This is a genomic window from Mycobacterium sp. WMMD1722 (assembly GCF_049315205.1).
Taxonomy (GTDB): Bacteria; Actinomycetota; Actinomycetes; order Mycobacteriales; family Mycobacteriaceae; genus Mycobacterium.
Window position 1 is genome coordinate 3,373,797 of sequence record NZ_CP186056.1, and the last position, 23,559, is coordinate 3,397,355.

Below are 23,559 nucleotides of genomic sequence, written 5' to 3' on the forward strand. Positions count from 1 at the left end.
GTCGCGGCGCTGGCTGTGGGTGGCCGCCGCGGCGGCGCTGATCCTGACGTTCGCCCAGTCACCCGGACAGATCTCACCCGACACCAAGCTCGATCTCACCGCCGGCCCCCTGCAGTTCCTCGGCCGCGCGGCCAATCTGTGGAACAGCGACCTGCCGTTCGGGCAGGCCCAGAACCAGGCCTACGGATACCTCTTCCCGCACGGCACGTTCTTCCTGGCCGGTGATCTGTTCGGCCTGCCGGGCTGGGTGACCCAACGGCTGTGGTGGGCGCTGCTGCTGGTCGTCGGGTTCTGGGGGGTGCTGCGGGTCGCCGAAGCGCTCGGTATCGGTACCACGTCCTCCCGGGTGGTCGGAGCGGTCGCGTTCGCACTGTCCCCGCGGGTGCTCACCACCTTGGGCGCGCTGTCGTCGGAGACCCTGCCGATGATGCTGTCGCCGTGGGTGCTGCTGCCGGTGATCCTCGCGCTGCGGGGCGACTCCCGGGTGCGGCTGCTCGCCGCGCGGTCGGCTGGGGCGATCGCGCTGATGGGCGCGGTCAACGCGGTGGCCACGCTGACCGGTTGTCTGGCCGCGGTGCTGTGGTGGGCCTGCCACCGGCCCGGACGGCGCTGGTTGCGCTTCACCGCCTGGTGGTTCGGCTGCGTGGCCCTGGCGGTGACCTGGTGGGTGATACCGCTGGTGCTGTTGGGCCGCATCAGCCCGCCGTTCCTGGACTTCATCGAATCCTCCGGCGTGACCACGCAGTGGATGTCGCTGGCCGAGATGCTGCGGGGCACCGGCAGCTGGACGCCGTTCGTGGCGCCGACCGCCACCGCGGGCTCGTCGCTGGTCACCGGCTCGGTGGCGGTGCTGGCCACGGTGCTGGTGGCGGCGGCCGGACTGGCCGGGCTAGCGCTGAAGACCATGCCGGCCCGCGGCCGTCTCACGGTGATCCTGCTGGTCGGGGTCGCCCTGCTGGCGGTCGGATACTCCGGCGGTCTGGGCTCCCCGGTCGCCGCACAGGTGCAGGCCTTCCTCGACGCCGACGGCACCCCGCTGCGCAACCTCCAGAAGCTCGACCCGGTGCTTCGTCTGCCGCTGGCGTTGGGCCTGACCCACCTGCTGTCGCGGGTGCCGCTGCCCGGCAGCGTGCCCCGGCCGGTGTGGCTGGACGCCCTGGCCCACCCCGAGCGCGACCGGCGGGTCGCCGTCGGCGTGGTCGTCCTGACCGCGCTGACCGCGGCGACCTCGCTGGCCTGGACGGGCCGCTTGACCGCACCCGGTGCGTTCACCGCGATCCCGCCGTACTGGCACCAGGCCGCGCAATGGCTCGACGAGAACAACAGCGGCGACCCGACCGCCGGACGGGTGCTGGTGGTGCCCGGCGCGCCCTTCGCCAATCAGATCTGGGGCAACACCCACGACGAGCCGCTGCAGGTGCTCGGCAACAGCCCGTGGGGGGTACGCGACTCGATCCCGCTGACCCCGCCGGAGACCATCCGCGCGCTCGACTCGGTGCAGCGGCTGTTCGCCGCCGGCCGGCCATCGGCCGGGCTCGCCGACACCCTGGCCCGCCAGGGCATCGCGTATCTGGTGGTCCGCAACGATCTCGATCCGGAGTCGTCGCGCTCGGCGCGGCCGATCCTGGTGCACCGCGCCGTGGACGGTTCGCCGGGGCTGCAGAAGGTGGCCCAGTTCGGTGAACCGGTCGGGCCCGGCACGCTGGAGGGCTTCGTCACCGACAGCGGGCTGCGGCCCAGCTATCCGCCGGTGGAGATCTACCGGGTGAGCGCACCGGGCAATCCGGCGGCGCCGTATCTGGTCGACGCCGACGCGATGGCGCGCATCGACGGCGCCCCCGAGGCGCTGCTGCGCATCGACGAACGCCGCCGCCTGCTCGATCAACCCCCGCTGGGGCCGATGCTGTTGACCGCCGACGCCCAGCGCGCCGGCCTGCCGGTGCCCCTGGTGACGGTGACCGACACACCCGCCGCGCGGGAAACCGACTACGGCCGCGTCGACGACCACTCCTCGGCGATCCGGACCCCCGACGATCCGCGGCACACCTTCAACCGGGTGATGGACTACCCCTCGGCCGGCGCCGAACCGGTGTACGGCCGCTGGTCCGGCGGCCGGCTGTCGGTGTCGAGTTCGGCCGCCGATTCCACCGCGTTGCCCAACGTCGCCCCGGCCACCGGCCCGGCGGCGGTCGTCGACTCCGATGCGTCGACCAGCTGGGTGTCGAACTCGCTGCAGGCCGCACTCGGCCAGTGGCTGCAGATCGACTTCGACAAGCCGGTCACCAACGCCACGCTGACCGTCACACCGAGCGCCACCGCGGTCGGTGCGCAGGTCCGCCGGATCGAGGTCGCCACCGTCAACGGCACGTCCACGCTGCGCTTCGACGAGCCCGGCAAACCGTTGACCGTCGCGCTGCCCTACGGCGAGACCCCGTGGGTGCGCCTGACCGCGACCGGCACCGACGACGGATCGGCGGGCGTGCAGTTCGGCATCACCGACCTGTCGGTCACCCAGTACGACGCCAACGGTTTCGCCACACCGATCCAGCTGCGCCACACCGTCGCCGTTCCCGGACCGCCGGCCGGTTCGGCGGTCGCGCAGTGGGATCTGGGCTCGGATCTGCTGGGCCGCCCCGGATGCGTGGACAGCCCCGACGGTATGAAGTGCGCCGCGACGATGGCGCTGTCGCCGGAGGAGCCGGTGAACCTGAGCCGGACGCTGTCGGTTCCCGACCCGATGCCGGTCACCGCGACGGTGTGGCTGCGGGCCCGGCAGGGCCCGAATCTCGCCGAGCTGATCGCCGAGCCCGGCGCTGCCCGGGCCACCGGCGACGCCGACGTCATCGACGTGCTGGGCTCGGCGTATGCCGCCGCCGACGGCGACCCCGGCACCGCCTGGACCGCACCTCAGCGGGTCGTCCAGCACCGCAGCCCGCCGACGGTGACGCTGACCCTGCCCACCGAGACCGAGGTGTCGGCGGTGCGGATCACGCCGAGCCGCACTCAACCGCCCGCCCATCCCACGATGGTCGCGGTGGATCTGGGCAACGGTCCGCAGGTGCGCCGGTTGCCGCCGGCCGCCAAATCTCAGACCCTCGCCCTGGCGCCGCACCGCACGTCCGCGATCACCGTGTCCCTGCTGGACTGGAACGACGTCATCGACCGGACAGCACTCGGGTTCGACCAGCTCAAGCCACCCGGCCTGGCCGAGGTGACCGCCCTCGACAGCCGGGGACAGCCGATCGCCGCTGCCGATGCGGACACCAACCGCCAGCGGGTGGTGTCGCTGCCCTGCGGACAGGGGCCGATCATCGGCGTCGCCGGGCAGTTCATCCCGACGTCGGTGACCACCACGGTCGCGGCCCTGCTCGACGGTGCGCCGGTACCGGCGAAACCCTGCCGGGCCGAGGAGATCGCCTTGCCCGCCGGCGAGCAGGAGTTGCTGATCAGCCCCGGCAACGCCTTCGTGGTGGACGGGGTACAGCTGTCGGGCCCCCGGGCCCGGGACATCGAGCCGGCGGCGACGACGCCGGTGGACACCGGCCACTGGAGCGCCGACCGGCGGGACGTCACGGTGCCACACGCGGAGCGCGACCGGGTGCTGGTGGTACCCGAAAGTGTCAATCCGGGGTGGCACGCCCGCATGTCCGACGGCGCGGAACTCAAGCCGATCGTGGTCAACGGCTGGCAGCAGGGTTGGGTGGTGCCGGCCGCCTCCGAGGGCGCCGTCACCCTGAGCTTCGCCTCCAATGCGCTCTACCGCGCCGGGCTGATCTTCGGGCTGGCGCTGCTGCCGGTACTCGCGCTCCTGGCCTGGCTGCCGGCCCGCCGCCGTCCCACCGACCCTCCCGCGCGCATCTGGTCGCCGGGGCCGCTGCCGGCGAGCGCCGCCGTGGTCGCCCTGGGCGCCGTGATCTCCGGCCCCGCGGGGGCGGCGGTGGCGGCCGCCGCACTCGCGGTGCAGTTCGTCCTGCGCGGACGCGCGCGCCTGCGGGATCGGGTCACGGTCGGCGTCACCGCCGGCGGGCTCATCCTGGCCGGCGCCGCGCTGGCCCAGCATCCGTGGCGGTCCGTCGACGGCTACGTCGGCCATTCGGCCGGGGTGCAGCTGCTGGCGTTGATCTCGGTGACGACGCTGGCCGCGTCCGTCGCGGTCGGTGCCGGGGTCAGCGGCGGGGATGGACCGCGATCAGATGACGCACCGTCGGCTCGCCGCGCACGAACTGTTCGACCGCCTGTTCGGCGAGCAGATCCTGACCCGTCTGCCGGGTGACGTGCTGGCGTAGGTGTTCCTCCCAGGACCGCACCACCCACACCTCGACGAAGGTGTCGGCCTCCTCGCCGCTGCGGAACAGCTGCCACTGCGACGCACCGGTGCGCTGCCGGGACCGGCCGATCCGGCCCATCGCCGCGAGGAAGCCCGCTTCGTCCTGCGGCGCGACGCAGTAGGACCGCAGGACGACAACGGGTCCGTCGGGCGGTGCGGGCTCGAAGACCAGCGCCGGCTCGGGCCAGTGCGCCGACGGCGTCAGGTCGAGGCTGCCGGTGCTGCGGTGCAGCGGCCAGCGCACCATCGACGCGGCGCACACCAGCAGCAGCGCGGCGCTGATCAGCAGCGCGGTCACGCCGGTGGTGGCGCCGGCCACCAGACCCCACACCAGTGAGCCCACCGCCTGTCCGCCCATGAACACCAGCTGGTAGACCGACAGTCCACGGGCCCGTACCCAGGCCGGCAGGCTCAGCTGCATGGACGCGTTCAGTGTCGACAGCGCCATCAACCAGCACAGTCCGCCCACCACCAGGGCGATCAGGACCACACCGAACACGGGGACGAGCGCGAGCACCGTCGTCGCGGCCGCGAAACCCACCGCGGCGGTGGCCAGCAGCGCGTTCTGCCCGAACGCCGTCTGCAGCCGCGTCAGCGCCACCGCCCCTGACACGGCGCCGACGCCGAGGGCGCCCAGCATCAGTCCGTAGCCCGCGGAGGACTGGTGCAGCTGACGGTCGGCGACCACGGCCAGCAACCCCCATAGCGCGCTGCCGGGCGCGATGAACAGCACTGCGCGCAACAGGATCCGGCGGATCACCGGTGAACTGCGGATGTAGCGTCCGCCGGCGCTCAGCGCGGCCAGCGGCCGCTCCGACGGCATCGTCCGGTCGTCGGCCGGCCGGCGCCAGGTGGTGAGCACTGCCACGATGCCCACGAACGACACGGCGTTGAGCGCGAACACCAGCGTCGGACCCGACAGCGACACCAGCACCCCCGCGATCGCCGGTCCGATCGCGCGGGCGCCGTTGACGCTCATACTGCTCAGCGCGGCCGCCGCCGGGATCTGCTCGCGCGGAACGAGTTCCGGCTGGATCGCCTGCCAGGCCGGCGCGGTCAGCGCCTGGCCGCAGCCGATCAGGAACAGCAGGAGCAGCAGCACCGACGGCGTCGCGAGGCCCGTCCCGCTGAGCGTGGCCAGCAGCGCCACCGCCGAGGCCATCGCGCCCTGCGCGGCGATCAGCAGCCGGCGCCGGTCGACCAGGTCGGCCAGCACACCCGAGGGCAGGGCGAGCAGCATCACCGGCAGGGTCGTGGCCGTTTGCACCAGCGGCACCAGCACCGCCGCGTCCGGGTCCCCGACGAGCATCCACTGGGCGCCGACGGTCTGCATCCAGGTCCCCATGTTCGAGACCAGCTGCGCGATCCACAGCGCGCGGTACGTCGGTGCGGAGAACGGTGCCCACGCCGATACCGATACGGTCGCGGTACGCGCTCTGGCCATGGATCAGCGCGAGATCGGCTCGGCGGCGTCGGTGACGCTGCTGTCCAGCGGGGGCGCGCGGTGGGTTGGCGTGGCGCGCTTCAACTCCCAGCGCCGCAACGCCTCCCGGCACGGGCTCTCCACCAGCGCGTAGCTGACGGCCGCGATCGCGAATCCGAACAGCAGCGTCAGCGGCAACACCACCGGCATGTACCCGCTGAACGCGAATTCGCCGATCAGCGGGAAGACCATCGCCAACGCGGCCAGGTGCCAGATGAACAGACCGTAGGACCAGCGCCCCAGCGTCACCATCACCCGGCTGCCCAGGATGCGATGCGGGGTGTCGGGGCGGTCGAGCACCAGGGGCGCCAGCAGGGCGGCCGCCAGGATCGCACCCATCGCGGTCTTGAGCGTCACCTGGAAGATGGTCCCGGGCTGCAGTCCCTCCCGCCCGGCAAGCGGGGACGCGGCGAGCGCGAAAGCCGCCACCGCGATCGCCGCCATCAGCCAGCGGTTGCGTGCCAGCCGGTGCGCCCGGCCGACGGGTTCGACCGTCAGCTCGGCCAGCAGCATGCCCGCGGCGAACCACGAGAAGAACGCGGGCGGCCAGTTCCACAGGTTGTGCCCGGATGCCGGGTCGAACGGGATGTACACCCAGAACAGGCTGGCCACCGCGGCGCCGGCGATCACCGGTATTCGCGCCGCGACCGGAACCCGGCGCACCAGCAGGGCGAGCAGGGGTAACGCGAGATAGAAGCTGACCTCGACCGACAGGCTCCACATCTGGGTCAGCCCGGCGGTCAGGGTCAAGGGCACATAGATCTGGGTGAGGGTCAGATTGGCCAGCCACACGGTCGGGTCGGGCACCCGGTCGGGCAGCAGCGACATGATGACGACGACCGCCACGAGATAGCCCGGCAGGATGCGCACCAGCCGCGACCGCAGATAGTGCCCGGTCGGCGGGGTGCTGCGCAGTCCGCGGGCGGCGGCCGCGTGGCCGCGCCACAGCAGGAATCCCGACAGCGCGAAGAACACCGCCACCGCCAGGTCGAAGCGGCCGAAGAATCGTCCGTCGACACCCTCGGTGTGTCCGGTCTGGAACGCCACGTGGGTCACGACCACGCCGATCGCCGCGCACGCGCGCATACCCTCCACCGCGGGCAGGAAGCTGCGGGTGCCCCCGATCTGCTGCGCCGTCGTCACCCGAGCCAGTGTGCCAGCGTGTCCGGCGCAACCCGACTCGTAGTAAGTAGCGCCTTAATGTCTGCTGTTAGGGTCGAACGGGTTTTGCCTCCACACCCGGGTCTGGGCAGGTGGCGGCGCAGTTCTCGGGTGTACCCGGGCCGAAGGGAGCACGGTTTGAACCGCGCAGTGGCGCTGCGTATCGCGGCGTGCGGACTCATGGGGCTGGGAGCTGCCCTGCTGATCGCCGCGCTGTTGCTGTCCACCTACACCAAGGGGAAGATCGCGAAGGTTCCGCTGGACCTCGATGCCACCCTGGTCAGCGACGGGACGGGTACCGCATTCGATCCGGCCTCCCTGCTGGGTGAACGGTTCGTCGTCGACCGCGATGTGCCGATGACCATGCAGCAGCAGGTCAGTGTCGAATCCCCCTCCAATGCCGACGTGGTCACCCTGCAGGTCGGCAGCAGCCTGCGGCGCACCGACAAGCAGCAGGACAACGGTCTGCTGCTGGCGATGGTCGACACCGTGACGATGGACCGCTCGACGGCGATGGCCGTCTCGAGCGAGAGCAATCCCGGCGGGTCGGTGCAGAAGCCGCGCGCGATCGACAACCAGGATCCGCCCACCAGCATCGCGCTGCCGCACGACGGGCTGACCTACCGCTTCCCGTTCGACACGGAGAAGAAGAGCTATCCGATGTTCGACCCGATCGCGCAGAAGGCCTACGACGCCAACTACGACGGCGAAGAAGACGTCAACGGGTTGACGACGCTGCGGTTCACCCAGAACGTCGGATACGACAACGACGGCAAACTCGTCGAACCGGTCAAGTACTCCTCGCTCTACGAGGACGACGCCGACAGCCAGGTCACCGCGCGGGCCGCGCTGTGGGGTATCGAGGGCGACCCCGAAGAACAGATCACGATGAGCCGGTTCTACGCCGCGCAACGCACGTTCTGGGTGGATCCGGTGTCGGGCACGATCGTCAAGACCGACGAGCACGCCTACCACTACTACGCCCGTGACGCCCTGCGTCCCGAGGTCACCTACGTGGACTACAAGATCTCCTCCACCGAGGAGACGGTCGAATCCCAGGTGGCCAGCGCCCGCAGCGAACGCGACCGGGTCGCCCTGTGGGGCCGCATCCTGCCCATCACGTTCACCGCGGTCGGGTTGGTCTTCCTGGTGGGCGGCGCCCTGCTCGGATCGTTCAGCCTGCGTGCCGAGTCGGCACTGATCGACCCGGGCCTCGACGACGCCGACCACGGCTTCTTCCAGCGCGACGACGCCGGTCAACCCGTGCCCGGCGCGGAGGCCAGAACCGAGAAGCTACCGGCGCAGCGACCGACCGACCTACCGCCTGACCGACCGGTCTGATCACCCGCCGCCTCCCGCCGGTCTACGCGCTGGCGCTGTCGCTGATCGTGACCGCGCCCCTGTTGGCGCCCGGCTATCTGCTGCTGCGCGACGCGGTCTCCACGCCGCGCTCGTATCTGTCGGATGCGGCGCTGGGGCTGTCCGAGGCCGCACCGCGGGCCCTGCCGCAGGATTTCGCGATCGCGCTGGCCTCGCAGCTGCTCGACGGCGCCGTGGTGGTCAAGGCGCTGCTGGTCGCCGGGCTGTGGGCCGCGGGCTGGGGTGCGGCGCGGCTGGCGGATGTGGTGCTGCCCGACGCCGGGGTGGCCGGTCAATGCGTCGCGGCGACCGTGGCGATCTGGAATCCCTACGTCGCCGAACGGCTGCTGCAGGGCCACTGGAGTCTGCTGGTCGGGTATGGCTGCCTGCCGTGGGTGGCGGCGTCGGTGCTGCGGTTGCGCGCCGGCTCGGGCCGCTGGTGGCCGCTGGTGTTCTGGGTGGCGCTGGCCGGCCTGACGCCGACCGGCCTGTTGCTGGCGGCGGCGGTCGCCCTGGTGTCGGTGTCGGCCCCGGGCGACGGTTCTCGGCGGGTGCGGATCGCCGCGGTGACGCTGGCGGCCTCGGCGGTGACGGCGGCGCCGTGGCTGGTGGCCGCGGCGGTCTCGGGATCGCTGGCCTCGTCGCAGGCATCGGGGGTCACGGCGTTCGCGGCGCGCGCCGAACCGGGGTTGGGCACGCTCGGCAGCCTGGCCGGTCTGGGCGGTCTCTGGAACGCCGCGGCGGTGCCGGCGTCGCGGACCGGCTGGTTCGCGCTGATCGCGACCGGTGCGCTGCTGACCGTGGTGCTGATCGGGGCGACGGCGGCGGTGCGGCGCCCGGCGGCGGTCCCCCTGCTGATGCTGGCCGTCGTCGCGGTGGTGGTCCCGGCGCTGATGGCCACCGGGCCGGGCCTGGCCGCCGTCGAGGCGACGGTGCGGGCGCTGCCGGGACTGGGCGTGCTGCGCGACGGTCAGAAGTGGGTGGCGCTGGCCCTGCCGGGTTATGCGATCGCCGCGGCGGGTGTGGTGGTCGCGCTGCGCGGCCGTGTCCCCGCGGCGGTCGTCGGCGCGGTGAGCTGCGCGTTGCTGGTCGCAGTGTTGCCGGATCTGGCGTGGGGCGTCGGCGGCAAGATGGTGGCGGTGCGCTATCCCGCCGGGTGGTCGGCGGGGGCGGCGATCGTCAACGCCGACCCGCGACCGGTCGCGGTGTTGCCGCCGGACAGCATGCGGCAGTTCGACTGGGCCGGCCCGGCGCCGGTGCTCGATCCGCTGCCCCGCTGGGTACGCGCCGACGTGCTCAGTACCGGGGATCTGAACGTGGCCGGGACGACGGTGCCCGGCGAGGGCAGCCGCGCGCGGGCGGTGCAGGAGCTGGTGCTGCGCGGGGCGTCGGTGCAGGAACTGGCCGACGCGGGCGTGGGCTGGGTGGTGGTCGAGGCAGGCGGCTCCACGCTGGATCTGCCGGTGGCCTACCGCGACGACGACCTGGCGGTGTACCGGGTCGGCGGGGATACGGCGCGATCCCCGCACCGCGGATTACTGATCGGCGTGCACGTGGTGTGGCTGGCGCTGTTGATCGGGTCCGGGCTGGCGGGTCTGGTCAGGTTTGCGGCGCGGCGGCCGGCCACACCAGACCGCTGACGTAGCGGCCGCCGCGTATCGCATCGCACACCTCGCGCATCGCCAGCCCGCTCTGCCGCCAGGAGAATTCGCCGCTGCGGGCCTGCGCCTTGGCTCCGAGCTGTTCGCGCAGCACCCCGTCGGCGAGCAGGCGGTCCAGTGCGTCGATCAGGCCGTCGAGATCGTCGACCAGCAGTCCGGTCACGCCGTCGACGATCGAGTCGGTCAGTCCGCCGGAGGACCGATAGCCCACCGTCGGCACCGAATGCTGCCCGGCCTCGGTCACCGCCAGCCCCCAGCCCTCTTTGCGCGAGGGCAGCAGGTGCACCCATGACCGTTGCAGCACAGCATGTTTCACGTCATCGTCGACGTGGCCGTGGAAGGTCACCGCATCGCTGATGCCCAGTGCCGCGGCATGCTCGGTCAGCTTCGGTTGCCACCAGCCGCCGCCCAGGACGTCCAGGTGCAACCCGGGCACCCGCTCGCGCAGGGCCGCCACCGCGTCGAGTGCGTCTTCGATCTGCTTGTGCGGCACCAGTCGGGAGAGCACCGCGAGCCGGGGTGACCGGGCCCGCGGCAGCGCCAGCGTCGCGGCCGGGGCCTCGTCGAGCCCGTTGCGCACGACGGCGATCCGCGCCGCATCCACCCCCAGGTCGGTGAGATCCCGGGCGGACGGCAGCGACACCGTCACGTACTGCGCGCGCCGGTGCACCCGCGGTGAGAGCACCGACTCGACCAGCCAACCGATTCGTCCCAGCACCGGACCCGCCACCGGCCACTGCTCGCGGTGACAGTGGTGCACCAGCACCGCGACCCGGCGCCGGTACACCAGCCGGGCCAGGAACGGCAGCCCGTTCTGGGTGTCGATCACGACGTCCGGGCGCACCCCCCGCAGCGGACCGAGCCCGAGGCGGGCCAGCACCATCGCCGAGAGCGCCCACAGGTAGACGGTGTAGCGGCCGCCGGCGCGCGACACCTGCACCCCGTCGACCGTCTCCCGGCGCGCCGATCCCGGATAGCGCGCCGTCCGTAGTGTCACCCGGACACCGGAGGCCGCGAGTTGCTCGCCGATCCGCTGCAGATACATCTCGCTGCCGCCGCCCTGCGGATGACCGGTGTCGCGCCAGCACAGCAGCAGCACGGAGCGCAGCGGGTGGTCGGGACGGGTGGGCCGGCGGACGGACATCGTCAGCCAGCCTAACCGCTGGTTAGGGTCGACCGATGGCTGCCACCGAGACGTTCGCCCGGCGCGCGACGCTGTCGCGGTCGGTCCGGCTGCTCGGCGAATTCCGCTTCGAACAGCCGGACCCGGCCCGTTTCTACGGCGCGCTCGCCGACGACACCGCCGCCATGGTCGCCGATCTGTGGCAGGCGGCCACCGGGAGCGCCGCCGGCGGTCGCACCGTCCTCGACGTCGGCGGCGGGCCCGGCTATTTCGCGGCCGCCTTCGCGCGGCGCGGCATGGACTATCTGGGGGTCGAACCGGATCCGCGGGAGATGCATGCGGGCCCCGCGACCGACGCCGGCGGCGGACGGTACGTCCGGGCCTCGGGGACCGCCCTGCCGTTCGCCGACGGCAGCGTCGACGTCTGCCTGTCCTCCAACGTGGCCGAACACGTGCCCGACCCGTGGCGACTGGGGGCGGAGATGCTGCGGGTGACGCGGCCGGGCGGGCTGGCAGTGCTGTCCTACACGGTCTGGCTCGGGCCGTTCGGCGGACACGAGACGGGTCTTGCGCACTATCTCGGCGGCGCCCGGGCCGCCGAGCGCTACGCCCGCCGCCACGGCCATCGGCCCAAGAACGACTACGGATCGTCACTGTTCGCAGTGTCGGTCGCCGACGGCCTGCGCTGGGCGGCCGGCACCGGCGCGCTGGTCGCCGCATTTCCCCGCTACCACCCGCGATGGGCGTGGTGGCTGACCCGGGTACCCGGGTTGCGCGAGTTCCTGGTGAGCAATCTGGTACTGGTGCTGCAACCCGGAACTGCAACAGGTTCTCGTTCGCCGCGTCAGTCGGTAGTGTGACGGGCATGACACAGACTCTGGATACGTCAGGTCAGGACACCGCGCACAAGACGCAGTGGGACAAACTGTTCATCGGTGGTCAGTGGGTGGAGCCGTCCACCTCCGAGGTCATCGAGGTCTTCTCCCCCGCGACCGGCCAGAAGGTCGGGCAGGTCCCGCAGGCCGCGCCGGCCGACGTGGACGCCGCCTGCGCCGCCGCGCGCAAGGCGTTCGACGAGGGCCCGTGGCCGAAGATGTCGCCCGAGGAGCGCGCCGCGATCCTCGGCGCCGCGGTCAAGCTGATGGAGGAGCGCGGCGACGAGCTGAAGTTCCTGCTCACCGCCGAGACCGGCCAGCCCGCGATGATCGTCGACATGATGCAGTACGGCGCCGCGATGTCGGCGTTCCAGTACTTCGCCGGCGCCGCGGACAAATTCACCTGGAAAGAGATCCGCGACGGCATCTACGGCCAGACGCTGGTGACCCGCGAACCGGTCGGCGTGGTCGCCGCCATCACGGCGTGGAACGTGCCGTTCTTCCTGGCCGCCAACAAGCTCGGACCGGCCCTGCTGGCCGGCTGCACCGTGGTGCTCAAACCCGCCGCCGAGACCCCGCTGTCGGTGTTCGCGATGGCGGAGCTGTTCGCCGAGGCCGGTCTGCCCGAGGGCGTGCTGTCGGTGGTGCCCGGCGGTCCGGAGACCGGCCGCGCACTGACCGCCAGCGACGCGATCGACAAGTACACGTTCACCGGCAGTTCGGCCGTCGGCAAGGAGATCGGCAAGCTCGCAGCCGAGAAACTCAAGCCCTGCACCCTGGAGTTGGGCGGTAAGTCCGCGGCCATCGTCCTGGAGGACGCCGACCTGGATTCCACGCTGCCGATGCTCGCGTTCTCCGGGGTGATGAACTCCGGCCAGGCCTGCGTCGCGCAGACTCGGGTACTGGCGCCGCGCTCGCGCTACGACGAGGTCGTCGAGAAGTTGGCCAACTTCGTCTCGGCCATGCCCGTCGGCCTGCCCGACGACCCGAACGCCGCCATCGGCCCGCTGATCTCGGAGAAGCAGCGCGAGCGCGTCGAGGGATACATCAAGAAGGGCACCGAGGAGGGCGCCCGGGTGGTCACCGGCGGCGGCCGTCCCGAGGGTCTGGACAGCGGCTGGTTCGTGCAGCCGACGGTGTTCGCCGATGTCGACAATTCGATGACCATCGCCCAGGAGGAGATCTTCGGGCCGGTGCTCGCGGTGATCCCCTACCAGGACGAGGACGACGCCATCCGCATCGCCAACGACTCGGTCTACGGATTGGCCGGCAGCGTGTGGACCACCGACAACCGCAAGGCGCTCGAAGTGGCGGCCAAGATCCGGACCGGTACGTACGCGGTCAACATGTATGCGTTCGACCCGGGCGCACCGTTCGGCGGCTACAAGAATTCGGGCATCGGCCGGGAGAACGGGCCGGAGGGCATCGAGCAGTACTGCCAGGCCAAGAGCACCCTGCTGCCGTTCGGGTACACCCCCGAATAACCTGCGAAAACGTGAAGGGCCCCGCCTCAAGGCGGGGCCCTCTCGCGTTTGGTGTGGCGCCCGCTCCGGGGCCGCCGGTGCGGGCGCCGTGATCATTATGAACATATCCATAGTTACGGCGCATCTCCGGGGCCGAATAGGTCCGTTTGTCGATGCGCGACGGGCGTTCTATGCTTTCTGTCATAGACAGGAGGATCGCCATGTGGATGGTCGAGCTGAACTTCGCCGGCCGCAGATTCATCCTGTATGCGCCGACGCGCCGCCGGTTCACCTTCGCACCGCGAGGGTTGTCCTGGCGCCCGGCCCCGCACCGCCCGCCGACCGCCGCCTGACCCGGAAGTCATGCCACCGGAAGTTATGACCAAGACCCACGCCCCCCGCGGTGCCACCCGCACCAACATGCTCATCAGCGCCGCCGACGTTCTGCGCGAACGCGGGGCCGCCGGCGTCACCATCGACGAGGTGCTCCAGCGCAGCGGCGCGCCCCGCGGCAGCGTGTACCACCACTTCCCCGAGGGCCGCAGCCAGATCGTCTTCGAGGCGCTGCAATACGCGGGCGATTCGATCACCGCGGTCATCGACGAGGCCGCCACCAAGGGCGGACTGCACCTGGTGCATCGCTTCGTCGAGTTCTGGATCAGCCTGCTCGCCGACAGCGAGTTCACCGCCGGGTGTCCGGTGGTCGCCGCGGCGATCGGCGCGGCCGAGGACGAACCCCAGCTGACGTCGGTCGCCGGCGCCATCTTCGAACACTGGCGGGACGCGCTGACGCGGGCGTTCGAGATCGACGGCAGCGCCCCGGCCGAGGCCGCGTCGCTGGCGATCACCTGTATCGCGACCCTGGAGGGCGCGGTCGTGCTCTGTCGGGCCACCCGCAGCGTCGACCCGTTGCGCGAGGTGGACTCGCAGCTGGAATTCCTGATCAAGTCGCGGGAGTTCCTCCGCCGGTTCGGCGTGCCGACCGTCACGAGCTGAGCTACCGGCCCGCGAAAACCCAACGGACGCACACGAAATCTCCGTTGACCGCGGTTTCGGCCAGGGACCACTCCGAGCGGATCGGCAGCACCCGGGAACCGGCGCCCAGCGAACACGGCGCATAGGACACGATCATCTCGTCGACCAGACCGGCGGTGACGAACTGCGCGGCGACGTCGCCCCCACCGACCACCCACACGTCGCGGCCGCCGGCCGCGGCCACCAGTTTCGGATGCAGCTCGCGCACGTCGCCGGTGAACACCTGCACCGGGTGGTCGGCGCAGACCACCTCCGGGTGGTGGGTCAGCACCCACGTCGGCTGGGCGTACGGCCAGGCGCCGGGCTGATTGCGCACGATCCACCGGTAGGTCGCCGACCCCATCACCAGGGCGCCCACCGATGCGGCGAAGGCGTCGTAATGGAAGGGGCCCTCAGGGTCGATGTCGCGGGTGACCAGCCAGTCCAGGCTGTCATGCTCGTCGACGATGTAGCCGTCGAGGCTCGAGGCGGTGTAGTAGACGCATCCCATCTCAGTGCTCCCTCATCCATTCGAGCGGGTCGCCGCGGCGGGTCGGGACGCCCAACCGGGTCAGCATCGAGCGGGCCAGTTCCCGCCGGTGCGCCGAATACCCGAGGACATGCGCGACGATCCCGTTGAGCTGGAACGACTCCGGCGGATCGCACAGCGCGTCGATCACGGTGTCGGCCATCCGGCCGGCCGCCGTATACTCCGCCACCATCGCCGCCCAGCGCCGACCGACGTCGTGGTGTCGCTCGGCGAGCCGCACCGGGGTGTAGGAATCCGCGGTCACGCGTTCGGGATAGTCGCGGCCTTCGATGGTGGCCAGCCAAACCTGCTTGCTCCAGACCGCCGCGCACAGGACGGCGCCGACGCTGGCTTCGGGCCCGTCCCAGTCGAGCACCACGTGGCCCGGCCAGAGTTCCTCGCGCCACTGCGCGTTGGACAAGGCGGTCGCACGGTCGATCAGGTAGCCGGTGTCGGCGATGTCGTGGGCCACCATCAGCGCGCCTGCGTCGGGTTCCTCGACCGCGCCGTCGCCGTCGAGCCACAGCGACGCGGGTGGGTGGAAGTGCAGTCCGTTGGGGGCCGGCACCCGGAAATCCACCTCGGCCGCCCGCGACGGCGGCACCCCGAAGGTGCGGCGGAACGCCCGCGAGAACACCTCCGGAGACGACCACCCCTCGTCGGCGGCGACGGCAGCCACGGACTGACCGCCGCGTAGCCGCCAGGCGGCGCGTTCGAGGATGATCCGGCGGCGTAGGGCCGCCGGGGCTTCACCGGTCAGTCGGCGCACTTCCCGGGAGAAGTGGAACTGCGAGGCGAAGCTACTGCGGGCCATGTCGCCGACGGCGGCGTTGTCGGTGTCGACCACCGCGTCGAGCAGTTCACGCAGGCGGTCCCGGCGTGCGGGTGTCGGCTGGCTCACAGTCACCGAGTATGGTCGGCGATCCGACCGGAGGGACATGACGATTCCTGCTGAAGTGGACGCCGACTTCGACGCGCTGTGCGCCAACGACGCGGATCTGGCGACGCTGCGCGCTGCCGTGCGTGACTTCCTGGCCGCCGACCGCGCCGAATTCGGCTGGCAGCCCGCCCTGGACTGCTGGCTGGCGGCGTGGGATCCCGGCTTCAGCGTCCGGTTGGCCGACGCCGGCTTCGTCGGGCTGACCATCCCGGCCGACTACGGCGGTCGCGGGCTGGGTCATCTGCACCGATACGTGGTGACCGAGGAGCTGCTCGCCCACGGCGCACCCGTTGCCGCACACTGGATCGCCGACCGGCAGGTCGCGCCCGGGCTGCTGCGCTACGGCACCGAGGACCAGCGGCGCCGGCTGCTGCCGCGGATCGCCGCGGGGACCCTGTACTCGGCGATCGGGATGAGCGAGCATGCGGCCGGATCCGATCTGGCGGCGGCCGCCATGCGGGCAACCAGGGTGCCGGACGGTTGGCGGCTCGACGGCACGAAGGTGTGGACCAGCGGGGCGCACGTCGCGCATCAGATCGTGGTGCTCGCGCGGACCAGCCCGGTCGACGCCGCCCATCGGCATGCCGGCTTCAGCCAGTTCATCGTCGGCACCGACGCCGCCGGGGTGACGATCAGCCCGATCCTGCTGATGAACGGTGAGCACCACTTCAACGAGGTGCTCTTCGACGGTGTGGTCGTACCGGATTCCGACGTGCTCGGCGAGGTGGGCGCCGGCTGGCATCAGGTGACCGCCGAGCTCGGCTTCGAACGCAGTGGGCCCGAACGCTTCCTGTCGACAGCGCGGCTGATCCTGGAGGCGATCGCGGCCCTGGGGCGCCAGGGCGTCGACGACCGGACCGCCGCCGACGTCGGTGCCCTGGTCGCGCGCGTGGTGTCGCTGCGCCAGCTGTCGATCTCGGTGGCCCGTGAGCTGTCCGCCGGGCGCGATGCGAACACCCGCGCCGCGCTGGTCAAGGATCTGGGCACCCGCTTCGAACAGGAGTCGGTCGAGATCGTCGCCGACCTGCTCGAGGTCCTCGACGACGAGGCCCCCGAGGCGGGCCGGCTGCGCGAGCTGCTGGCGGCGGGCCGCCTGCATGCGCCGCTATTCACGTTGCGCGGCGGGACGAACGAGGTGTTGCGGGGTGTGGTGGCCCGCGGGTTGGGGGTGCGGTAATGGACGAACTCCACCGACTGGTCGACGATCTCGGCCGCCAGTCCTTCGACGCGCGGATGGGGCGGCGCACCCGGCCCGAGACGCTGGACACACAGCTGTTGCGGCATCTGGAGGAGACCGGACTGAGCCGGCTCACCAGTGCCGAGGGCGCGGGCCCGGCGGAGTCCGCGGTGGTACTCGCCGGGCTGGCCCGCCATGGCGCCGCCGTCCCGGTGGCCGAAACCGATGTGCTCGCCGGCTGGTTGGCCGGCCGGGCCGGTTTCGAGGTGTCCACCGGAGCGCTGACGGTGGCCGTCGGCAGCGCCGAGATCAACGCCGGCCGGCTCGCCTGCGTCGCACGCGACGTCCCGTGGCCACAGGACACGACGATCTTGCTGGCCGCGCAAGACGCTGAACACGTGTATGTCGCGGTGCTCGACGATCCGCCGGTCACGCTGTCGCACAATCTCGCCGGGGAGCCACGCGGTACCGTCACGATCGACGTGCCGGTCGGCGACTGCTCGACGCTCGACCTCGCGCTCGCCGATGAACTCATGCTTCGCGGCGCCTGGGCGCGCTGCGTGCAGACCGTCGGGGCCTTGGACGCCGCTGCCGAGCTCACCGTCGCGCATACCCGCACGCGCGAACAGTTCGGCCGTCCGCTGAGCAGATTTCAGGCGGTGCAGCATGCGCTGGCGGCCATGGCCGGCGAGATCGAGCGGGCCAGGGCGGTAACCGACTTAGCGGTGGCGGCGACTGTCGATCACGGGTTCGATTCGCCCGCAGCCGAATACGCGATCACGACGGCGAAGGTGACGGTGGGTGGGGCGGTGGAACCCGTCACCACCATCGCTCATCAGCTGCACGGAGCCATCGGCGTCACGGCCGAACATCCGCTGTGGCTGTTCACCATGCGGGCCCGTAGCTGGGTGGACGAATTCGGTACCACCGCACACCATGCCGGCATCCTGGGTCGTCGCGCGCTGACTGCAGCGGATCCATGGGATGTGGTGGTCGGCCCTAGGTCCCACTGACTTCGGAAGGTCCGCGGGTTAGCCGAGCAACCGCATTTTCGGCGCGTTCGGCTTTGATGCGTGCGGTGTGCTCGGCGGCGCGGGTGCGGCGTCGTTTGGGCATGTTGGCGGTGCGGTCGGGTTCTGGTGGTGGCTTGGTCAGGGGTGGTAGTTCGGTGGTGGTGGTGTTCCAGCCGGGGAAGAAGAGCCGGCTGCCGGGCAGGGTGGTGTAACGCTGGCCGGTGGGGCTGGTCCAGACGACGGTGCCGTCGGGCAGTTGTTCGTCGCGCCAGCCGTCGATGAAGGTTTTGGCCAGGTGGTGGGTGCGGCATTTGCAGTGCAGGTTCGAGGCGTGGGTGGGTCCGTAAGGCCAGGGCACGACGTGGTCGATGTCGCAGCGTTCGGCCGGGACGGTGCAGCCGGGGAAACGGCAGAACAGGTCGCGGGTGCGGACGAACGCGGCGAGTGTGGCTGAGGGGCGGTAGCGCGGTTCGGGGTCGGGCCCGGGCCGCCACAGCGGTTTGATGACCGCACCGTCGCGGATCGCCTCGGCCAGCGCCACGATCGGCAGGACCGTCGCCCCGGGCAGCAGTGCCAGCCCGGAATCGTGCGGGCAGGGGCGGGGATCAGACGGCACGGGTTCGGGTTCGGCTTCGGGTTCGGGTTCGGGTTGCGCGGGCGCGCCGTCCTCGGCAAGCGCACCGAACACAGCCCGCTGGCCGCGGTCCTCTGCGGCGTTCAGGTGGTGCGCCGCTTCGACCGCGGCGGGGTCGGCGACCACGGTGATCACCACACTCGAGGAAGGTGCATCCAGCGCCGCGCATTCGGGTGATCCGCAGCGGCACGGCATACGGTCGAGACCCTGGATGATGGCGCCCACCGCGCACGAGCGGCGCTCGCCGATCGAGCGTGGATCGTTGTCACAGATCCCGTGGAGCAGCTGGGTGATCCGCGCGGTCAGTACCGCGGCGTCACATCCGAGCAGCAGGCAGTACACCGACACCAGCTCGTCAGGATCATCGCAGGAGCCGATCCGGACATCGCGCTGGCGCAGCGTCTCCTGGGCCCGGATCACCGCATCCGGGTCATGGCGGGCGATCAACGCGTCGATGGCGCGGATCAACGCGGCATCGGACAACGACTCCCAGCGCAGCGCCGCCTCCGCCAGCGCGGCATCCAGGAGCGCCCACACCGCCTCATCCTCGACCAGGCGGGTGCGCCAGGTGATCTGCGAGACCACCCGGCCACTGAGCCGGCCCAGCAGATACAGCGCCCCCACCCGGGGCAGCCGGTCGCGTAACGCCATCGCGATCCGCATCTGCCCTGAGGCCCGCCGCTGCCCGACCCGCAACGCCGCTCCCACCTCCGAGGCGGTCGCCGCCCAGGAGTCATACACCCAGTCATCGCACTCGTCGTCGACCATCACGGTCGTGCGGGTCAATTCCGCGATTGCGGCCAACTTCCGCGCCCCGGCCCGGGCTTCCTCCCGCGCGGCCTGTCCGATCGCCGCGATCAGCGTGGCCTCGTCCTGCCCCGCAAACACCGTATCGAACATACATTCGATAGTACCTGAGCCCCGGGGACACGTTGAGGCGATCCAACGGGCTGTGGACAACCCCGGGACGTCACGCGTCGAGTACTTCGTGCACTCGCTTCTCGATGTCGGTACGCGCGCCCACCGCGTCGAGGTCGATCCCGAACCGCTCGGTCAGGGCATCGAGAACCTCTGCAGCGCAATCGAACCGGATCCGCTCGGTGGTCCCGTCGTGGTGCACGGCCAGATTGCGTCCGCGTAGGTTCCAGCGGGCGTCGTCGGTGACCAGCGATGCGGTCAGCCCGACGACGAAGACCGATCTCGGGTGGGTGGAGACGTACCAGCTGCCGACCTCCGAATCGATGCGCGGCTGCGGCCGATCGTCGAACAGGTAGAGCGGAAACCATCGATCGCGCAGCAGCGTCTCCATCACGAAACCTCCCTCGCGCCTGCGGATTCGGTACGGCTCGTGGCGGGTCGCCTGGACGGTGTCGGTCTCGAACCGGAGGGGAGCCGACGGAGTCTGGCCGCCGAAACCGACATCCACCAGGAACCGGCCCTCGATCCCCGGAACGGCCACCGAGAGCAGCTGATGCGTCTGTGCGGGCAGAACGTCGTCGTCCTTGTTCCAGACCACCCGCCCGGCCAGCCGGTCCACGACGTAGCCGAGCTCATCGAGGACATACGCCAGAAGCCCGTTGTGCTCGAAGCAGTATCCGCCGCGGCGACGATGCACGAGCTTGTCGGTCAGCGCCGCCGCACTCAGATCCGCGACGGGGATGCCCAGCAGCGGGTCGAGGTTCTCGAACGGAATCGACCGGTTGTGCGCCGCGACGAGCGCCTGCAACGTATCCAGGGTGGGGGCGACGTCACCCTGGTGGCCGATCCGGGTGAAGTAGGCGGATGCCGTCATACCGGTCATAGTGCAACCTCGACCGCGGTCGAGGTCAAGCACGGTGATCAGGGGAGGGTGAGTTGGCCGTTTCCCTCGGCGTTGTCGGCGCCCGCACGGTGCGCACCCGGCGTCTCGGGCAGCTCGTGCTTACCGCTGGCCGCGCGGCGACGCAGCAGCAGTGCCACCGCGCCGACCACCACGGTGCCGGTGAGCAGTACCGTCGGCCACATCAGCAGTTGGGCCAGCCACAGTCGCCGCTGCACTTTCACGACTCGTCGTTCGGCGCGCCCGATCTTGGCCAGCGTGTCCATGCGTTCACTGTTTCCCACGGCGGGCGCCGCGAAACCCGCCCTCGATGATGGTCGTGGTCACGGCGACGATCTGCGGGGTCGCGGGGGCCGAGGCGAAGCCGAACTCGACCGGCGGATCCAGTCGCGTCAGCGCCCCCAGCTCGGCGCCGCGGTAGCGGCCGGCGATCGACACCACTCGCCGGGAACGCCGCACCCCGTAGAACTCGCGTCTGCCGTTGCCGGCGGTGCCCGCGGTGTGCACCCCGGGAACCAGGCGCGACGCGACCGGATCGATGATGCGCAGCCACCACGGTGCGATCGCCAGGCGCGGCGGGACCAGACGCAGCAGCCGGTCCAGCGGCGCAGGCCCGCCGACGCCGATGTCGACGTCGAGCAGTGGGCTCCGGACGGTCAGCCGGTCCGCGCTGAGCGCGGCCTCGACCGGCACCACGTCGACCCGGTCGAAGCGGTAGGTCGAGGCGACGAAATCGGCCACCGGCTGCGACGGCGCGATGAGCACGCGACGGCCGTCGGGCTGCTGGACCATCACATCGGTGAACGTGCCGAACGGTGACGTCTGCCAGCTGCCGACGACCAGGCGCACGCCCGACTGGGAGCCGGCTCCGGCGATGTGGCCGGAGAAGACGTGCCTCAGCTGCCGGTCCACTGTGGCGGGCGCTTCTCGGCGAAGGCGGTCGCCCCTTCGATGGCGTCCTTGCTGGCGAACACCGGCATGATGATGTCGTTCTGCTTGGCCCAGAACTCCTCGGGTGACCAGCCACGGGATTCGACGATGACCTTCTTGGTGGCGGCCACGGCCAGCGGCCCGTTCGCGGTGATCCGCTCGGCGAGTTTCATGGCCTCGGCGAGCGCCTGCCCCGGTTCGGCCAGCGCGTTGACCAGCCCCAACGCGTGCGCCCGCTGCGCGGGCAGCGCCTCCCCGGTGAGCGCGAGCTCCATGGCGATGGCCGACGGGATCTTCTGGGGCAGTCGCAGCAGACCGCCGCCACCGGCGACCAGGCCGCGTTTGACCTCGGGAATGCCGAACGCGGAGTCGCGCGCGGCGACGATCAGGTCGGTGGCCAGCGCCAGCTCGGTGCCGCCGGCCAGGGCATACCCTTCGACCGCGGCGATCAGCGGCTTTGCCGGCGGGCGCTCGGTGAAGCCCATCCCGCGGCCCTCGACCATCGGCAGCTCGCCGCTGGCGAACGCCTTGAGGTCCATCCCGGCACAGAACGAACCCCCAGCTCCGGTCAGCACGCCGACCGACAATCCGGCATCCCCGTCCAGCCGGTCCATCGCGGCGGCGAGGCCTTCGGCGACGGCCTTGTTGACGGCGTTCTTGGCCCGGGGCCGGTTGATGGTGATGACGAGGATCCGGTCCCGCTGTTCTACCAGGACGACGTCGTCGGAGTTGGCTTCTTCGCTCACCTGGGTGATGCTATCGCCCGGATTACAGTTCGGGCCGGTGCTGTCACGGCTTGCCGCGCGACGGGGTCTGGTTGGCGACACCGTGGCGCAACGGCGTGTTCGGTTCGGCGGCGGTCTTCTCCTGCACGGTCGATCCGGTCGATGTCGAATTCGCCCCGGGCGCGTTGCTCTGGTCCCCACCGGACGGTTCGGCGCCCTGGTGCAGTTCCTTGATGCGTGCGTGCAGCACCTCCAGCACCGGTATGCGGTTGCCGTGCGCGGTCTCGTGCTCGAACAGCGTCTGCAGCTGGGGCTCCTCGAGCGAGCGGATACGGTGCCGCAGATCGGGAAGGGCGAGCTGGTCGTAGTCGGCCAGGGGAAGATCGTCGCGTTGAGCCATGCCGGACGGATGCCCACCGCGGCCGTGCAGAAAACGGCGGCGGAGGAAACGACGGTTGGGAATCTCGGTGCCGGACTGGGTACTCTAAAACTAGAACACGTTTCAGTTCCGGCTCGAGGAGGGCACGTGGCGTCATCGGAGATCGCGAAATACGACCCCGCATTCACCGAGCGGGTCATGGGGGTGTTGCGCCCGTTTCTCAAGACCTATCACCGCGCCGAGATGCACGGCCTCCAGACCTTCCCCAAGACCGGCGGCGCGCTGGTGGTGTCGAACCACTCGGGCGGACTGTTCGCGATGGACGTCCCGGTCTTCGCCTCGGGCTTCTACGAGAAGGCCGGCTATGACCGTCCGGTGTACACGCTCTCGCATGACCTGCTGCTGACCGGTCCGACCGGACAGTTCTTCCGCAAGCTCGGATTCATCGCCGCCAACCACGAGAACGCCGACGAGGCCCTGCGGTCGGGCGGTGTGGTGGTGGTGTTCCCCGGCGGCGACTACGACGTCTACCGGCCGACGCTGGCGGAGAACCGGATCGACTTCGGCGGCCGCACCGGGTATGTGAAGGCCGCGATCAATGCGGGCGTGCCCATCGTGCCGACGGTGTCGATCGGCGGTCAGGAGAGTCAGTTCTATCTGAGCCGCGGTGAATGGCTGGCCCGGACCACCCGGATCGACAAACTGCTACGCGCCAAGATCCTCCCGATCTCCTTCGGCTTCCCCTTCGGCCTGTCGGCGGTGCTACCGGTCAACGTGCCACTTCCCACCAAGATCGTCACCCGCGTGCTGCCGCCGATCGACATCGCCGCGGAGTTCGGCGACGATCCGGATATCGACGAGGTCGACGCCCACGTCCGGCGCACCATGCAGCAGGCGCTCGACGAGCTGGCCGGTCAGCGCCGCTTCCCGGTGCTGGGCTGATCGCG

At 71.0% G+C, this 23,559-nt stretch carries 21 protein-coding genes; 10 read left to right on the top strand and 11 right to left on the bottom strand.

Annotated features, from left to right (window positions below; all coding sequences use genetic code 11):
- Positions 1-19: 19 nt before the first annotated feature.
- Entirely contained in the window at positions 20-4,273 is a 4,254-nt protein-coding gene (locus tag ACN27E_RS16135) for an alpha-(1->3)-arabinofuranosyltransferase domain-containing protein (RefSeq protein WP_422742947.1), read from the top strand.
- Here ACN27E_RS16135 and ACN27E_RS16140 read toward each other — a convergent pair.
- On the bottom strand, positions 4,167-5,771 hold the full coding sequence (locus tag ACN27E_RS16140) for an MFS transporter (RefSeq protein ID WP_422742948.1): 1,605 nt from the start codon (positions 5,769-5,771) through the stop codon (positions 4,167-4,169). The genes ACN27E_RS16135 and ACN27E_RS16140 overlap by 107 nt on opposite strands.
- Before the next feature lie 3 nt (positions 5,772-5,774).
- A complete protein-coding gene (locus tag ACN27E_RS16145) occupies positions 5,775-6,896 on the bottom strand; it encodes an acyltransferase family protein (protein ID WP_422749911.1) in 1,122 nt (373 codons plus the stop codon).
- 213 nt (positions 6,897-7,109) lie between these two features.
- On the opposite strand from ACN27E_RS16145, the gene ACN27E_RS16150 reads away from it, so the two are divergent.
- The gene (locus ACN27E_RS16150; RefSeq protein ID WP_422742950.1) at positions 7,110-8,312 is read left to right on the top strand and encodes a DUF3068 domain-containing protein; all 1,203 of its coding nucleotides are present in this window, start codon (positions 7,110-7,112) and stop codon (positions 8,310-8,312) included.
- Positions 8,313-8,359: 47 nt separating this feature from the next.
- Positions 8,360-9,970: a hypothetical protein gene (locus ACN27E_RS16155; protein ID WP_422742951.1), complete on the top strand. Its 1,611-nt coding sequence runs from the start codon at positions 8,360-8,362 to the stop codon at positions 9,968-9,970.
- On the opposite strand, the gene ACN27E_RS16160 is transcribed toward ACN27E_RS16155, so the two are convergent.
- Positions 9,930-11,135, bottom strand: a complete 1,206-nt coding sequence (locus tag ACN27E_RS16160) for a glycosyltransferase family 4 protein (protein WP_422742953.1) — start codon at positions 11,133-11,135, stop codon at positions 9,930-9,932. The two genes, ACN27E_RS16155 and ACN27E_RS16160, sit on opposite strands and share 41 nt — an antisense overlap.
- 35 nt (positions 11,136-11,170) lie before the next feature.
- Here ACN27E_RS16160 and ACN27E_RS16165 point away from each other — a divergent pair, with 35 nt between their 5' ends.
- From ACN27E_RS16165 to ACN27E_RS16180, 4 genes are all read left to right on the top strand, one after another.
- The gene (locus tag ACN27E_RS16165) at positions 11,171-11,974 is read left to right on the top strand and encodes a class I SAM-dependent methyltransferase (protein ID WP_422742955.1); all 804 of its coding nucleotides are present in this window, start codon (positions 11,171-11,173) and stop codon (positions 11,972-11,974) included.
- A gap of 5 nt (positions 11,975-11,979) precedes the next feature.
- Positions 11,980-13,473, top strand: a complete 1,494-nt coding sequence (locus ACN27E_RS16170; RefSeq protein ID WP_422742956.1) for an aldehyde dehydrogenase — start codon at positions 11,980-11,982, stop codon at positions 13,471-13,473.
- Positions 13,474-13,673: 200 nt separating this feature from the next.
- Positions 13,674-13,805, top strand: coding sequence for a hypothetical protein (locus tag ACN27E_RS16175; protein ID WP_422742958.1), 132 nt, complete (start codon positions 13,674-13,676; stop codon positions 13,803-13,805).
- 10 nt (positions 13,806-13,815) lie between these two features.
- Positions 13,816-14,448, top strand: a complete 633-nt coding sequence (locus ACN27E_RS16180) for a TetR/AcrR family transcriptional regulator (RefSeq protein ID WP_422742960.1) — start codon at positions 13,816-13,818, stop codon at positions 14,446-14,448.
- Position 14,449: 1 nt separating this feature from the next.
- Here ACN27E_RS16180 and ACN27E_RS16185 read toward each other — a convergent pair whose 3' ends face one another.
- Positions 14,450-14,977, bottom strand: coding sequence for a dihydrofolate reductase family protein (locus ACN27E_RS16185; protein WP_422742962.1), 528 nt, complete (start codon positions 14,975-14,977; stop codon positions 14,450-14,452).
- Between the two features lies 1 nt (position 14,978).
- Positions 14,979-15,935, bottom strand: coding sequence for a helix-turn-helix transcriptional regulator (locus ACN27E_RS16190; protein WP_422742964.1), 957 nt, complete (start codon positions 15,933-15,935; stop codon positions 14,979-14,981).
- Between ACN27E_RS16190 and ACN27E_RS16195 the strand changes: the two genes are divergently transcribed.
- Both ACN27E_RS16195 and ACN27E_RS16200 read left to right on the top strand, forming a co-directional pair.
- Positions 15,934-17,112, top strand: a complete 1,179-nt coding sequence (locus tag ACN27E_RS16195) for an acyl-CoA dehydrogenase family protein (protein ID WP_422742965.1) — start codon at positions 15,934-15,936, stop codon at positions 17,110-17,112. The two genes, ACN27E_RS16190 and ACN27E_RS16195, sit on opposite strands and share 2 nt — an antisense overlap.
- Complete coding sequence (locus ACN27E_RS16200) at positions 17,112-18,125, top strand: acyl-CoA dehydrogenase family protein (RefSeq protein WP_422742967.1); 1,014 nt, start codon at positions 17,112-17,114, stop codon at positions 18,123-18,125. Before ACN27E_RS16195 ends, ACN27E_RS16200 begins: the two co-directional genes overlap by 1 nt.
- On the opposite strand, the gene ACN27E_RS16205 is transcribed toward ACN27E_RS16200, so the two are convergent.
- The 6 genes from ACN27E_RS16205 to ACN27E_RS16230 all read right to left on the bottom strand — a co-directional run bounded on the left by ACN27E_RS16205 (position 18,112) and on the right by ACN27E_RS16230 (position 22,633).
- Entirely contained in the window at positions 18,112-19,659 is a 1,548-nt protein-coding gene (locus ACN27E_RS16205; protein WP_422742968.1) for a DUF222 domain-containing protein, read from the bottom strand. The two genes, ACN27E_RS16200 and ACN27E_RS16205, sit on opposite strands and share 14 nt — an antisense overlap.
- A 70-nt stretch (positions 19,660-19,729) precedes the next feature.
- A complete protein-coding gene (locus ACN27E_RS16210) occupies positions 19,730-20,551 on the bottom strand; it encodes an arylamine N-acetyltransferase family protein (protein WP_422742970.1) in 822 nt (273 codons plus the stop codon).
- 47 nt (positions 20,552-20,598) lie between these two features.
- The gene (locus ACN27E_RS16215) at positions 20,599-20,844 is read right to left on the bottom strand and encodes a hypothetical protein (protein WP_422742971.1); all 246 of its coding nucleotides are present in this window, start codon (positions 20,842-20,844) and stop codon (positions 20,599-20,601) included.
- A 4-nt stretch (positions 20,845-20,848) separates the two neighbouring features.
- Positions 20,849-21,478 (bottom strand): hypothetical protein, encoded by a 630-nt coding sequence (locus ACN27E_RS16220; RefSeq protein WP_422749912.1) that lies wholly within the window; start codon positions 21,476-21,478, stop codon positions 20,849-20,851.
- Positions 21,475-22,254, bottom strand: coding sequence for a crotonase/enoyl-CoA hydratase family protein (locus ACN27E_RS16225; RefSeq protein WP_422742973.1), 780 nt, complete (start codon positions 22,252-22,254; stop codon positions 21,475-21,477). Before ACN27E_RS16225 ends, ACN27E_RS16220 begins: the two co-directional genes overlap by 4 nt.
- A 43-nt stretch (positions 22,255-22,297) precedes the next feature.
- Positions 22,298-22,633 carry a hypothetical protein gene (locus ACN27E_RS16230; protein WP_422742975.1) on the bottom strand — a complete coding sequence of 112 codons (336 nt, stop codon included), beginning with the start codon at positions 22,631-22,633 and terminating at the stop codon, positions 22,298-22,300.
- Between the two features lie 177 nt (positions 22,634-22,810).
- On the opposite strand from ACN27E_RS16230, the gene ACN27E_RS16235 reads away from it, so the two are divergent.
- On the top strand, positions 22,811-23,554 hold the full coding sequence (locus tag ACN27E_RS16235) for a 1-acyl-sn-glycerol-3-phosphate acyltransferase (protein ID WP_422749914.1): 744 nt from the start codon (positions 22,811-22,813) through the stop codon (positions 23,552-23,554).
- Positions 23,555-23,559 lie beyond the last annotated feature (5 nt).

Coding starts and splice junctions, on each gene's coding strand:
- ACN27E_RS16190 (WP_422742964.1), bottom strand. CDS start 15,935: ATGTCCCTCCGGTCGGATCGCCGACCATACTCGGTGACTGTGAGCCAG.
- ACN27E_RS16140 (WP_422742948.1), bottom strand. CDS start 5,771: ATGGCCAGAGCGCGTACCGCGACCGTATCGGTATCGGCGTGGGCACCG.
- ACN27E_RS16200 (WP_422742967.1), top strand. CDS start 17,112: ATGGACGAACTCCACCGACTGGTCGACGATCTCGGCCGCCAGTCCTTC.
- ACN27E_RS16215 (WP_422742971.1), bottom strand. CDS start 20,844: ATGGACACGCTGGCCAAGATCGGGCGCGCCGAACGACGAGTCGTGAAA.
- ACN27E_RS16230 (WP_422742975.1), bottom strand. CDS start 22,633: ATGGCTCAACGCGACGATCTTCCCCTGGCCGACTACGACCAGCTCGCC.
- ACN27E_RS16205 (WP_422742968.1), bottom strand. CDS start 19,659: ATGTTCGATACGGTGTTTGCGGGGCAGGACGAGGCCACGCTGATCGCG.
- ACN27E_RS16165 (WP_422742955.1), top strand. CDS start 11,171: ATGGCTGCCACCGAGACGTTCGCCCGGCGCGCGACGCTGTCGCGGTCG.
- ACN27E_RS16145 (WP_422749911.1), bottom strand. CDS start 6,896: ATGCGCGCGTGCGCGGCGATCGGCGTGGTCGTGACCCACGTGGCGTTC.
- ACN27E_RS16175 (WP_422742958.1), top strand. CDS start 13,674: ATGTGGATGGTCGAGCTGAACTTCGCCGGCCGCAGATTCATCCTGTAT.
- ACN27E_RS16235 (WP_422749914.1), top strand. CDS start 22,811: ATGGGGGTGTTGCGCCCGTTTCTCAAGACCTATCACCGCGCCGAGATG.
- ACN27E_RS16170 (WP_422742956.1), top strand. CDS start 11,980: ATGACACAGACTCTGGATACGTCAGGTCAGGACACCGCGCACAAGACG.
- ACN27E_RS16210 (WP_422742970.1), bottom strand. CDS start 20,551: ATGACGGCATCCGCCTACTTCACCCGGATCGGCCACCAGGGTGACGTC.
- ACN27E_RS16195 (WP_422742965.1), top strand. CDS start 15,934: ATGACGATTCCTGCTGAAGTGGACGCCGACTTCGACGCGCTGTGCGCC.
- ACN27E_RS16160 (WP_422742953.1), bottom strand. CDS start 11,135: ATGTCCGTCCGCCGGCCCACCCGTCCCGACCACCCGCTGCGCTCCGTG.
- ACN27E_RS16185 (WP_422742962.1), bottom strand. CDS start 14,977: ATGGGATGCGTCTACTACACCGCCTCGAGCCTCGACGGCTACATCGTC.
- ACN27E_RS16180 (WP_422742960.1), top strand. CDS start 13,816: ATGCCACCGGAAGTTATGACCAAGACCCACGCCCCCCGCGGTGCCACC.